The sequence below is a fragment of the uncultured Reyranella sp. genome, from assembly GCF_945957355.1.
Classification (GTDB): domain Bacteria; phylum Pseudomonadota; class Alphaproteobacteria; order Reyranellales; family Reyranellaceae; genus Reyranella.
The window spans coordinates 1-12,508 of the sequence record NZ_CAMFKM010000043.1 but is presented as its reverse complement, the minus strand read 5'-3'; the positions used below and the strand labels follow the sequence as shown (position 1 = coordinate 12,508).

10 protein-coding genes are annotated in these 12,508 nt (G+C 67.0%); 2 read left to right on the top strand and 8 right to left on the bottom strand.

Annotated features, from left to right (window positions below):
• The first annotated feature begins 304 nt into the window (after positions 1–304).
• Entirely contained in the window at positions 305–1,834 is a 1,530-nt protein-coding gene (locus Q0Q48_RS28435; protein WP_295145812.1) for a peptidoglycan DD-metalloendopeptidase family protein, read from the top strand.
• A 6-nt stretch (positions 1,835–1,840) separates the two neighbouring features.
• Here the strand turns inward: Q0Q48_RS28435 and clpB are convergent, their stop codons facing one another.
• Entirely contained in the window at positions 1,841–4,450 is a 2,610-nt protein-coding gene (gene clpB, locus Q0Q48_RS28430; RefSeq protein ID WP_295145810.1) for an ATP-dependent chaperone ClpB, read from the bottom strand.
• A 182-nt stretch (positions 4,451–4,632) separates the two neighbouring features.
• Here clpB and Q0Q48_RS28425 point away from each other — a divergent pair, with 182 nt between their 5' ends.
• Entirely contained in the window at positions 4,633–5,193 is a 561-nt protein-coding gene (locus Q0Q48_RS28425; RefSeq protein ID WP_295145809.1) for a DUF4337 domain-containing protein, read from the top strand.
• Between the two features lie 68 nt (positions 5,194–5,261).
• Here Q0Q48_RS28425 and Q0Q48_RS28420 read toward each other — a convergent pair whose 3' ends face one another.
• The 7 genes from Q0Q48_RS28420 to Q0Q48_RS28390 form a co-directional block, all read right to left on the bottom strand.
• Positions 5,262–6,002: a DUF4167 domain-containing protein gene (locus Q0Q48_RS28420; RefSeq protein WP_295145808.1), complete on the bottom strand. Its 741-nt coding sequence runs from the start codon at positions 6,000–6,002 to the stop codon at positions 5,262–5,264.
• A gap of 176 nt (positions 6,003–6,178) precedes the next feature.
• Positions 6,179–7,030: a peptide chain release factor N(5)-glutamine methyltransferase gene (gene prmC, locus Q0Q48_RS28415; RefSeq protein ID WP_295145806.1), complete on the bottom strand. Its 852-nt coding sequence runs from the start codon at positions 7,028–7,030 to the stop codon at positions 6,179–6,181.
• A gap of 32 nt (positions 7,031–7,062) precedes the next feature.
• Positions 7,063–8,127, bottom strand: coding sequence for a peptide chain release factor 1 (gene prfA / locus Q0Q48_RS28410; RefSeq protein ID WP_295145805.1), 1,065 nt, complete (start codon positions 8,125–8,127; stop codon positions 7,063–7,065).
• 1 nt (position 8,128) lies between these two features.
• Entirely contained in the window at positions 8,129–9,361 is a 1,233-nt protein-coding gene (gene hisS, locus Q0Q48_RS28405; protein ID WP_295145815.1) for a histidine--tRNA ligase, read from the bottom strand.
• Between the two features lie 56 nt (positions 9,362–9,417).
• Positions 9,418–10,569 (bottom strand): flavodoxin-dependent (E)-4-hydroxy-3-methylbut-2-enyl-diphosphate synthase, encoded by a 1,152-nt coding sequence (gene ispG / locus Q0Q48_RS28400; RefSeq protein ID WP_295145803.1) that lies wholly within the window; start codon positions 10,567–10,569, stop codon positions 9,418–9,420.
• A 68-nt stretch (positions 10,570–10,637) separates the two neighbouring features.
• Positions 10,638–11,597 carry a helix-turn-helix transcriptional regulator gene (locus Q0Q48_RS28395; RefSeq protein WP_295145801.1) on the bottom strand — a complete coding sequence of 320 codons (960 nt, stop codon included), beginning with the start codon at positions 11,595–11,597 and terminating at the stop codon, positions 10,638–10,640.
• A gap of 80 nt (positions 11,598–11,677) precedes the next feature.
• A complete protein-coding gene (locus tag Q0Q48_RS28390; protein ID WP_295145813.1) occupies positions 11,678–12,502 on the bottom strand; it encodes a putative PEP-binding protein in 825 nt (274 codons plus the stop codon).
• Positions 12,503–12,508: the final 6 nt, after the last annotated feature.

The window sequence follows — 12,508 nt, the reverse complement described above, 5'->3', positions numbered from 1 at the left end:
GGCGGTCTCGGCGGCCCCGCTCGTCGTCGGGAGCCGGGCTTATATGGGCCACCCCTCGCACCGTCAACGGGAAATTTACGATTCCGTAACGATGACTCGGACTCGCCAAAAAACCCGTCGAACCTATTGTATTCTTGTGCGCCAGAAGCCTTTCCGGCATCAATATGTAGCGAGCGGCTGGCGAGGATAGATTTTTCCGGACCAGCCCCCCCTAACCCGAGGCCTGGACCTACCGGGCTCACAATAGGTCAGCGGTCATGACGGACTTCCCCTCTCCGTCGGACCGGCCGAAAGGCCCGAAAAAATGACGTTCGGGCTGTTCCGGCCTGTCCTCTTCGCGATCGGCGTCATCGGCCTGGCAATGGGAGGCCTTGTCCTCAGCCACCGGTCGAACCCGGAAATCGCTGCCTTGCCGCCGAAGTCCCCGACGATTCCTCCCGCCGCGGCGCCGGCCAAACCGGCCCCGGCGCCCCCGGCACAGGCCGCGCCGGCCCCCGTCATCCTTGCGGATTCGCAGCCCGCCCCACCCGTGACGGCGGCCGATTTCGGCAAGCCACCCTCACTCGATCTCCGCGGCTTCCAGATGAAGCCACCGGAAGCGCCCTCCGCTGACGCCGAACCGTCGGCCAGCGACATCTACGAACTCACGCTCCGCCTCGAGAAGGGCGACACGATCGAGAAGATGCTGGCCGACATCGACGTGGCCGAGGCCGAGCGCAAGCAGGTCTCGGAGAAGCTCCAGTCGTTGCTGAAGAAGCGCCGCCTTGCCGTCGGCGAGACGGTCGAGCTCACGATGCAGACGATTCCCGAGCAGCCCGACACGCCACGTGTGCTGGCCCTGTCGGTCCGCCCTCAACCCGAGCGGGAGTACATCGTCAGCCGCAAGGATGACGGCACCTACGATGCCGAGGAGAAGATCTACAAGGTCAGCCCGCGCATCGTGCGCGTCGAAGGCGAACGCGATGGCTCGCTGCAGCAGAGCGGCATCAGGGCCGGCGCCCCTTCGGCCGCCATGGTCGAGTTCGTGCGCGCCCTCTCGTACGACGTCGATTTCCAGCGCGAACTGAAGCAGGGACAGAAGTTCACGGTGCTGCTCGAGCAGCTCGTGACGAGCGACGGCAAGGTCACGCATCCCGGACGCCTGCTCGCGGGCGAGCTTCGACTCATGAAGCGCACCGTCGTCGTCATGCGCTATCGCCCACAGGGTGGCGCCGACGGTTTCTTCAACCCGCAAGGCGAGAGCGTCGTGCGCTCCTTCCTGCGCACGCCGATGGATGCATCGCGCATCACCTCGCGCTTCGGCATGCGCGAACATCCGATCCTGGGCTTCAGTGCGTTGCACGCGGGCGTGGATTTCGCGGCCCCGCCCGGCACCCCGATCCTCGCCGCGGGCAACGGCAAGGTGGCTTCCGCAGGGCCGAACGGCGGCTACGGGCTCTACGTGAAGCTGCAGCATACACAGGACGTCGCCACCGCCTACGCCCACCTGTCGCGCATCGGTCCAGGCATCAAGCCGGGCGTCTCGGTGCGTCAGGGACAGGTGATCGGCTTCGTCGGATCGACCGGCATGTCGACCGGCCCGCACCTTCACTACGAGTTTCTGAAGGCCGGCAAGCACGTGAATCCGCTCACCCAGAAGTTCGCGATGCGTGGCACGGTCGGCGCCAGGGACGCCACGCGATTCCACGCCCTGGCGAAGCAGTATCTCGCGCAACTCAGGAGCGCACCAGTTGCCGGTGAGCCGGCGAAGCCGCCGGAGGCCAAGCCCGCACCAAAGAAAACGGCGCAGGCCCCGAAGGAACCTGCGCCGTCACTGGTCGCCAGGAGCAACTAGCGTTCTTTAGTCTGCGGCAGCGTCGCTCATCACGCGCTCGCCGCCGACCGTCAGCTCTCCGTTCTCGACGCCGACCTCGACGGTATCGCCGTCGTGGATCTTGCCCTCGAGGAGCTGCGTCGCCAGCGGGTTCTGCAGGCTGCGCTGGATCACCCGCTTCAGCGGCCGCGCCCCGTAGACCGGGTCGTAGCCGCGGTTGGCCAGCCACTGCATCGCCTTGACGTCGAGCTTGAGCTCGATCTTGCGATCGGCCAGCAGCTTCAGCAGCTTCTGCATCTGCACTTCGACGATGTCCGTCATGTGCGCCCGGCTGAGCCGGTTGAACAGCAGGATCTCATCGAGACGGTTCAGGAACTCCGGACGGAACGCCCGGCGCACCTCCTCCATGACCTGCTCGCGCACCGACTCGGCGGGCTCGCCGTCCTTCAGGGCCGCCAGATGCGAGCTGCCGAGATTGGACGTCAGGATGATGAGCGTGTTCTTGAAGTCGACCGTGCGGCCCTGTCCGTCGGTCAGGCGACCGTCGTCCAGCACCTGCAGCAGGACGTTGAACACGTCCGGATGCGCCTTCTCGACCTCGTCGAACAGCACCACCTGGTAGGGCCGCCGGCGCACTGCCTCGGTGAGGACACCGCCCTCGTCGTAGCCGACATAGCCCGGCGGGGCGCCGATCAGGCGGCTCACGGCATGCTTCTCCATGAACTCGCTCATGTCGATGCGCACCATCGCGTTGTCATCGTCGAACAGGAACGCCGCGATCGCCTTGGTGAGCTCGGTCTTGCCGACGCCGGTCGGCCCCAGGAACAGGAACGAACCGATGGGACGGTTCGGGTCCTGCAGGCCCGCTCGGGCGCGACGCACCGCGTTCGCCACCGCGACGACGGCCTCGTCCTGGCCGATCACCCGCTTGTGGATCTCCTCTTCCATGCGCAGGAGCTTGGCACGCTCGCCTTCCAGCATCTTGTCGACGGGCACACCGGTCCACCGCGACACGACGGCCGCGATGTCTTCGGGCATGACCTCTTCCTTGACGCCCTTGCCGCCGGCCACCTCATGCGTCTCGGCTTCCTTGAGCTTCTTCTCGAGGTCCGGGATCACGCCGTAGGCCAGCTCACCAGCCTTGGCGAGTTCGCCTCGGCGCTGGGCCACTTCCAGCTCGGAGCGCGCCTTGTCGAGCTGCTCCTTCACCTTCTGCGAGTCGGCGAGCTTGTCCTTGGCCGATGTCCACTGCGCCGTCAGCGCGGCGGACTTCTCCTCGAGCTCCGACAGCTCCTTCTCGAGACGCTCGAGGCGGTCGCGCGACGCGGAGTCGCTTTCCTTCTTGAGCGCTTCCTTCTCGATCTTGAGCTGCATGATGCGCCGGTCGAGCTCGTCGAGCGCCTCCGGCTTGCTGTCGACCTGCATGCGGATGCGGCTGGCCGCCTCGTCCATCAGGTCGATCGCCTTGTCCGGCAGGAACCGGTCGGTGATGTAGCGGTTGGACAGGGTCGCCGCGGCCACGATCGAGGAGTCCGCGATCCGGACGCCGTGATGCAGCTCGTACTTCTCCTTGATGCCGCGCAGGATCGAGATCGTGTCCTCGACCGAGGGTTCGGCCACGAAGACGGGCTGGAAGCGCCGCGCCAGCGCGGCGTCCTTCTCGATGTGCTTGCGGTACTCGTCGAGCGTCGTGGCACCCACGCAGTGCAGCTCGCCGCGCGCGAGCGCGGGCTTCAGCATGTTGGAGGCGTCCATCGCACCGTCGGCCTTGCCGGCGCCTATCAGCGTGTGCAGCTCGTCGATGAAGACGATGATCTCGCCCTCGGCCGACGAGATTTCCGACAGCACGGCCTTGAGGCGCTCCTCGAACTCGCCGCGGAACTTGGCGCCCGCGACCATCGAGCCGAGGTCGAGCGACATCAGTTTCTTGTTCTTGAGCGATTCCGGCACGTCGTCGTTGACGATGCGCAGCGCGAGGCCCTCGGCGATGGCGGTCTTGCCGACGCCGGGCTCGCCGATCAGCACCGGATTGTTCTTGGTGCGGCGGCTCAGCACCTGGATGGTGCGACGGATCTCCTCGTCGCGGCCAATCACCGGATCGAGCTTGCCGTCGCGGGCGGCCTGCGTCAGATCGCGGGCATACTTCTTCAATGCGTCATAGGTGTCCTCGGCCGATGCAGAGTCGGCCGTACGGCCCTTGCGCAGCTCCTGCACGGCCTTCTCGAGGGCCTGGGGCTTGACGCCGCCCGTGGCCAGCGCCTCGGCCGCCGGCGTACCCTTGGCGAGCACCAGCGCGATCAGCATGCGCTCGACCGTGACGAAGGAGTCGCCCGCCTTCTCGGCGATCGCCTCGGCCTGCTCGAACAGGCGCGCGGTCTCCGGCGCCATGTAAATCTGGCCCGCCCCCTGGCCTTCGACCTTGGGCTGCTTGGCGAGGTTGGCCTCCACGGCGCGGTAGACCGCGCGCGAGTCGCCTCCCGCCGAGCCGATCAGGTTGGCGGCGAGGCCTTCCGGATCGTCCAGCAGGACCTTCAGAATGTGGTCTGGGATCAGCCGCTGATGGCCCTCACGGAGCGCCAGCATCTGTGCGCTCTGCAGAAAGCCCCGCATGCGCTCGGTGTACTTTTCCTGATTCATTACTCAACCCTTTCCTTTACGCCCCCGTCGAGCGGCGGGCGGAAGAGCGGACCCTCCGAGGAAGCATCCTGCAGACGATATGGGAGCGGATCGGCACGCTGCAAGACCCTACCCCGCGTGCGACTTTCACCTGTCCCGGGCGTGGGCTAAGAACGCCGCGATAGAGACACGGGAGCATCAGGATGTCAGGCGGACACGGCCACATCGACGGTTCGAACAAGAGGATCGCCCTGCTGGTGGCCATCCTCGCCGCCCTGCTGGCGGTATCGGAAATGGGCGGCAAGAGCTCGCAGACAAACGCCCTCGCGAGCCATATCGACGCCTCCAACCTGTGGTCGTTCTTCCAGTCCAAGACCATCCGGCAGACGACCCTGCGCACCGCAGCGGAAGAGGTCGACGCCACGTACAAGGATGGGCCGGCGCCCATGCCGCCGGCGCTCAAGGCCCAGGCAGACCGGTGGCGCCAGGCGGCGCAGCGCTATGACACCGAGCCCGAGACCGGCGAGGGCCGCAAGGAACTGGCCGCCCGCGCCAAGGCCAAGGAAGCGCATCGCGACCGGTCGATGGCCGCCTATCACATGTTCGAATACGGCTCGGCCTGCTTCCAGCTCGCCATCGTGCTGGCCGGCGCTGCCGCCCTCACCTCGGTGATCTGGCTGACCTTCCTTTCGATCGGGCTCGGCATCGGCGGCTTCGGCTTCACCGTGCTGGCCTTCGTCGCCCCGACGCTGGTCCATCTGTAGGGCCCCAAAGAAAACGCCCGCGGGCGGCTGCCGGCGGGCGTTTTTCAGGATCGGTCGGCCGGCGCCGGTCAGGCGCGCCGGCTGCCGGTGGCGGGGACGAATTCCGGTACCTCGGGCTGCTCCTCGACCGCGGGGTCGCTGCTACCGGGCGCCGTACGTCCGTTCTGAAGAAATGCCACGCCGTTGAGACCCGGTTCCGGCTCATCACGGTCGCGATCACGATCGCGATTGTTCTCCCGATAATCGTTCTGACGACGATCGTTCTGGCGAGGGCTACCGCTCTGACGATTGTCGCCCTGGCGATTGTCGCCCTGACGATTATCGGACGAACGCTGCTCTGATGGGCGATGTTCGGAGGGGCCTTGCTCAGCCCGCTCGCCCGATGGGATATCCCCGTCGCCGGATTGCGGACCGCCCTGGCCCTGCTGCGGCTGGCCGGATTGCGGCCCCTGCTGGCCGGGTTGCCCCTGCTGCTGGCCGTCCTCGCCGCCTTCGCCCCAGTTGTTGCGCGGCACGAAGCCGCCCATCGACTGGATCACGCGGTAATAGTGGTCGGCGTACTGGTAATAGGCTTCGGCCAGGATGCGATCGCCGGAGGAGGCCGCCTCGCGGGCCAGCGACTGGTACTTGTCGAAAACCTGATGGGCATTGCCGCGGACCCGGACGTCGGGGCCGCTGCTATCGAAAATCTGGTTTCGATTGGGGGTGCGATTGGAGCCGTGATGCTGAGGCTTGTGATGGTGAGTACTGTTACCACCGCCGCCACCACTGCGACCGCCGCGCGACCGCTGACGATTGTTTGGTCTCATTAACCTAGGGCCAGTTACACGCCGGACGGATGTTGTTGTTAGTTCCCCCCTGCCCTGCCCGGGCGCCGTCACGGCTGAATTCAGGGGTTTGGTGTCCGCCGCCATAGACCGGTCGGACCAGTTTCCCCCCAAGGGGCGAAAGGAACCTAGTCCCATTCCTTCCGGTTGCCAACCTATTAATGCCGGGCCGGCACAACCCGCTCGATCCCGCCGAGATCCTTGCGTGCGGGCCGGGGCGAGAAGCCTGCGGCGGCGAAAAGCGACGCGATTTCAGGAGCTTGCCCCTCTCCCCCTTCGACGATGGCCCAGCCGCCCGGGACGACCAGCCTTGGCGAAGCCTCGGCGATGATGCGATACGCCGCAAGCCCGTCGGCGCCGCCGTCGAGGGCAAGCCGCGGCTCGTGCGTAGCCACTTCAGGCATCAACCCTTCCACCGCGGCGCTCTCGATGTAGGGCGGATTGGAGACCAGCAGGTCGAACGGTGCCTCCGGTTGGTCGACCAGCCGGCCCACCCAGCCGGCCTGCCGCCAGTCTCCCGCCGAGAGGCGGGCACGCGACGCCACGCCGAGCGCCTCGGCATTGGCCTGCGCGACGGCAAGCGCCGCCACCGAGGCATCGATCCCGACACCGGTCGCCTGCGGATACTCCCGCAGCAACGTGAGCAGCAGGCAGCCCGATCCAAGTCCGAGGTCGAGAATCCGAAGCTTCCGGGTGCGGTCCGGTATCAGGTCCAGCACCGTCTCGATCACCGTCTCGCTGTCGGGGCGCGGGATCAGAACCGCCGGTGAGACCTTGAACGGCAGCCCCCAGAACTCGCGCTCGCCCAGGATGTACGCCATGGGCTCGCGCCGCACCCGCCGGGCCGTGAGTTCGCGCAACCTGGCCGCCGCCGGGGCCGGCGCCGGGTCGGGACCGCGCGAGATCAGCTGCTCGATCGTCAGGCCGGTGGCGTGGCTCAGCAGCAGCCGGGCCTCGAAGCGGACATTGTCGATTCCCGCCGCCGTCAGGGCGACGGCCGTGTCGCGCAACAGGGCATCATAGGAGGCGCCGTCCGACACCTCTAGGCCGCGAGCTCCGCCAGGCGCGACGCCTCGTCATCCGCCGTGAGGGCATCGACGATCGCGTCGAGCCCGCGCCCGTCCATGACCTCCGCGAGGTTGTAGAGGGTGAGATTGATCCGGTGGTCGGTCACCCGGCTCTGGGGAAAGTTGTAGGTGCGGATGCGCTCGCTGCGGTCGCCGCTGCCGACCTGGCCCTTGCGATCGGCCGCGCGCTGCGCATCGAGCCGCTGGCGCTCGGCGTCGTAGAGACGGGCGCGCAGGATCTTCATCGCCTTGGCGCGGTTCTTGTGCTGGCTCTTCTCGTCCTGCTGGCTGACGACGACGCCGGTCGGAATGTGCGTGATGCGAACCGCCGAATCGGTCGTGTTGACCGACTGCCCACCCGGCCCCGAGGCACGGAACACGTCGATGCGCAGGTCCTTCTCGTCGATCTTGATGTCGACCTCCTCAGCCTCCGGCAGGACCGCCACCGTCGCGGCCGAGGTATGGATGCGACCCTGAGCCTCCGTCGCCGGCACGCGCTGCACGCGATGGACGCCGGATTCGAACTTGAGGCGCGCGAAGACGTTGCGCCCCGTCACCGTGGCGATCGCCTCGCGGTAGCCGCCGATGCCGGTGTCGGACAGTTCCATGACCTCGAACTTCCAGCCCTTTTCGGCCGCGTAGCGCTGGTACATGCGGAACAGGTCGGCCGCGAACAGTGCCGCCTCGTCGCCGCCGGTGCCGGCGCGGATTTCGAGGATGGCGTTCTTCTCGTCGGCCGCATCCTTGGGCAGGAGCATGCGCTTGACGGTGCGCTCCAGCTCCGGCAGGCGCTTGCGCAGCTCCTCCGCCTCTTCCTCGGCCATCGCCTTCATGTCGGGATCGGCGGCCATCGCCTCCGCATCCTTCAATTCGCGTTCGGCCTTGTGCCACTCGTTCACCGCCTCGACCAGCGGGCCGAGGTCGGCATATTCCTTCGAGGCGGCGACGAACTTCTGCGAGTCGAGCGTGCCGGCCGAGAGCGCCGCCTGCAGCTCGGCATGGCGCGTCACGATCTGGTTGAGTTTCAGCAACAGCGACATCTCAGACCTTCAGCGCTTCCGCGAGAGTCTCGAACGGCACTTCGCGCTGGGTACCGCTGTCGAGGTCCTTGAGCTGGGCGACGCCCTTGGCCAGCTCGTCGTCGCCGATGATCAGCGCGGCGCGGGCATTGAGCTTGTTGGCCCGCTGCATGCGCCTCTTCATGTTGCCGCGATAATCCTGCTCGACGGCGATGCCCTGCCTGCGCAACGCGCGTGCAATGCCGAGCGCCCTGGCCTCGGCCGCCGCGCCCAGCGGCGCGATGACGACGGGGCGCGGCAGGGGCTTCGGTTCGTCGGCCAGCATCATCAGCCGCTCGATGCCGCCCGCCCATCCGATGCCGGCGGTGGGCGGGCCGCCCAGCTCGGCGATCAGCCCGTCATAGCGGCCGCCGCCCAGCACCGTGCCCTGGGCGCCGAGATGGGTGGTCACGAACTCGAAGGCGGTGTGGGTGTAGTAGTCGAGGCCGCGCACCAGCGCCGGGTCGACCTCGAATGCGATGCCGGCGGCCGAGAGCCCATCCTGCACCGACTTGAAGAAGTCGCGACTCGCCTGGTTCAGATGATCGCTGAAGCTCGGCGCGTTCGCGTTGATCGCCTTGTCGCCCTCGTCCTTGCTGTCGAGGATGCGCAGCGGATTGCGCGCCAGGCGATTGCGCGAATCCTCTGAGAGCCTGTCCACGTGGGCGGAATAGTAGTCGGTCAGCACCTTGCGGTAGCCGGCGCGGCTCTCGGGATCGCCGAGCGAATTGATCTTGAGCACGCAGCGGTCGAGGATCGTGAGGCGATCGAGAATGTCGGCCGCAACCGAGATCACCTCGATGTCGGCGCCGGGTTCGGGCGCGCCCAGCACCTCGAGATCGATCTGGTGGAACTGGCGCTGGCGGCCCTTCTGCGGCCGCTCGTAGCGGAACATCGGGCCCGCCGCGAAGACCTTCAGCGGCAGCTGCTGCGCCAGCTCGCCGTTGGACACGAAGGCGCGGCAGATGCCGGCCGTGTATTCCGGCCGAAGGGTGAGCGATTCGTTGCCGCGATCGGCGAAGGTGTACATCTCCTTCGACACGACGTCGGTCGTCTCGCCGATGCCGCGGGCGAACAACTCGGTGAACTCGAAGATCGGCGTCGCCATCTCGCGGTAGCCGTAGAGGCGCGCCACATCGCGAGCCGTGTCGACGACATGCGCGAAGCGCCGGTAGTCGTCGGGGAGGAGGTCGTGCGTGCCACGCACGGGTTGCATCTTGCTCACGGGAAATCGCCTCGAAAAATCGTCGGGAAAGGAAGAACCGGCAGTCGCTACTCGGCGGCGACGCGATGTCGCTCGGCTTCTTTCGCCTTGCCCTCTTCCGCCTTCGCAGCCTCGATCTCGGCCGCCTTCTTCTCGATCAGACCCACCAGGTGGTCGACGACGTTGGCGTCCTTCAGCCGGTGATGCGGGACGCCGGCGATATAGACCTGATGGGTGTTCGAGCCGCCGCCGGTGAAGCCGATGTCGGTTTCGCGCGCCTCGCCCGGCCCGTTGACCACGCAGCCGATCACCGACACCGTCATCGGCGTGGTGATGTGAGCGACTCGCTTCTCCAGCGCCTCGACCGTGCGGATGACGTCGTACTGCTGACGGGCGCAGGACGGGCAGGAGATGATGTTGACGCCGCGATGCCGCAGGTTCAGCGCCTTCAGCATCTCGAAGCCGACCCGGACCTCTTCCTCGGGTTCAGCCGAGAGCGAGACGCGGATCGTGTCGCCGATCCCGGCCCACAGGAGCGAGCCCATGCCAATCGACGACTTCACCGTGCCGGTGCGCGTGCCGCCCGCCTCGGTGACGCCGACATGCAGCGGGTAGTCGCAGGCCTCGGCCAGCTGCTGGTAGGCCGCGACAGCCAGGAAGACGTCGGACGCCTTCACGCTGATCTTGAACTCGTGGAAATCGTGATCCTGCAGGATGCGGGCATGGTCGAGCGCACTCTCCACCATCGCCTCGGGGCAGGGCTCGCCGTATTTTTCCAGCAGGTCCTTCTCCAGCGAGCCGGCGTTGACGCCGATGCGCATGGAAAGGCCGTGATCCTTGGCGGCCTTCACCACCTCGCGCACGCGCTCGGCGCTGCCGATGTTGCCCGGGTTGATGCGCAGGCAGGCGGCGCCCGCCTCCGCGGCCTCGATGGCGCGCCTGTAGTGAAAGTGGATATCGGCCACGATCGGGACCTTGGCCGCCCGCACGATCTTCGGCAGGGCCGCGGTCGAGTCCTCGTCGGGGCAGGACACGCGGATGATATCCACACCCGCCTCTTCGCAGCGGCGGATCTGGGCGATGGTCGCGTCGGCGTCCGCGGTCAGCGTGTTGGTCATGGTCTGGACGGTGATCGGCGAATCGCCGCCCACCGGCACGGACCCGACCATCACGCGCCGCGACTTGCGGCGCTGGATGTCGCGGTACGGTCTGATGCTCATGGAGACAATGTAGCGGCGAGGCCCCGCCTCCGCCAGCCGGCGGACATTACAAAGGCGCGACGGTGGTTCTACCGGGCCTCTGTGATGCGGTAGGCGATCCCCGCGGGCACGACGTAGCTTTCGCCGGCGCGCACATAGGTCTGCGTCAGCACGTCGCCGTTCGGAGCCCGCAGTTCGACCCAGCTGTTGGTCTTCACGCTGATCGGCGTATTGACCCGGACCGGTATCGGCGGCGGCATTGCCTCGGGCTGCCGCGCATTCGCTTCCTCGACCGGCTTCGCCGGCTCGAGGCGCGGCGCTTCGACCGGTGCCGGCGGCTGGGCGGCCTGCGCCTGGCCGATCGACGGAACATTCATCACGACCGGCGGCGGCGGCGCAGGAACGGCGACGACGACCGGCGGCGGCGCCAGAGGTGCGGCAGGAGCACCGCCCTCGAGACGCTGCGCGGGCCACACCTGCGCCGGCAGCGAGCCGGTGATGGTGCGCGTTTCCGGAGCCGGCGAGGCCGGCATCTGGGGGACGAACGGATTGGGAGCCGGAGCCGGCGGGCTGGGGCGCTCGGACAGGAGGCGATCCGGCACGGGCGGAACCTTCTGCGCCACGACGGCCTGATCGCGCGGCATGTAGTGCCACACGCCATAGCCGGCGCCGACGACGAGAAGGACGGTGAGGACGGCGAGGCCGATCGGCGCCCGCCGGTCGGCGACCGGGAAATTGGCAGGCAATGCGACCGGACGCTTGATGGGAACCGCGCCCGAGAGATGATAGGCGGTCATGACCTTCTCGGGATCGAGACCGACATGGCTCGCGTAGGCCCGCAGGAAGGCAGGAATGTAGGCCGCGCCGGGAAGCTCGTCGTAGCGACCGTCCTCGATCGCCTCGAGGTGGGCGCGCCGGATGCGGATGCTCTTCTCGACTTGAGTCAGGTCCAGACCGCGTGACTCGCGTTGATCGCGTAGGAGTCGACCGACCGCTTGGCCCGGTCCGGCCTCACGCTCAATCGCCCGCCAGTCAACCTGATCCGGCATTGATATTCCCTGCTTGTCCCCTCGTCGCGACTCTTAGCAGAGGCCCCATGACAGGGCAAAAGCGATTCGACTTTTCGTCGTTAAATTTCGATCGCGTGATCGGCGGCGAAGAGACGCAACGTCTCACGCAACGGACGATCGGGTTGAGTAAGCGCAGCGTTCATGAAACCTGCTGCATCGTTGAGATCGAGCGAACGGATCATCGCCTTCACGGGACCGATCGCACCCGGCGACATCGACAGCGAACGTACGCCGATTGCAAGCAACGCCAGGGCCTCGACGGGACGTCCCGCCATCTCGCCACACACCGCGATGTCCACCCCGGCGGGCCGCACCTTGTTCACTACAAAATGTAGCAGCCTGAGCAGGGCTGGGGACAAACTGTCGTAGCGCCCGGCCAGTCGGCTGTTGCCGCGATCGGCAGCGTAGAGGAACTGCAGGAGATCGTTCGTGCCCACGGAGATGAAGTCGACATGCGGCAACAGACTGTCGAGCTGCCACGCGAGCGCCGGCACTTCGAACATAACGCCAACACGCAAGCGCTCCGGCAGCGTCTGGCCACGACGCTTCGCGCGATCCATCTCGAGGTCAAGCAGATGACGGGCCCGTATCAATTCGGTGACCTCGGCGATCATCGGGAACATGATCGACAGGGGACGGCCATTGGCCGCCAGGATCAACGCGCGCAGCTGGCGGCGCAGCATCGCCGGACGATCGAGACCGATGCGGATGGCGCGCCATCCCATCGCGGGATTCTCGTCGCCAAAGGAATCGATATAGGGGAGGACCTTGTCACCCCCCACATCGAGCGTGCGGAAAGTCACGGACCGTCCGTCCGCGAGGTCGAGTACGCGGCCATAGAGCCAGGCCTGTGCATCGACGTCGGGAAACTCCGAACGCACCATGAACGG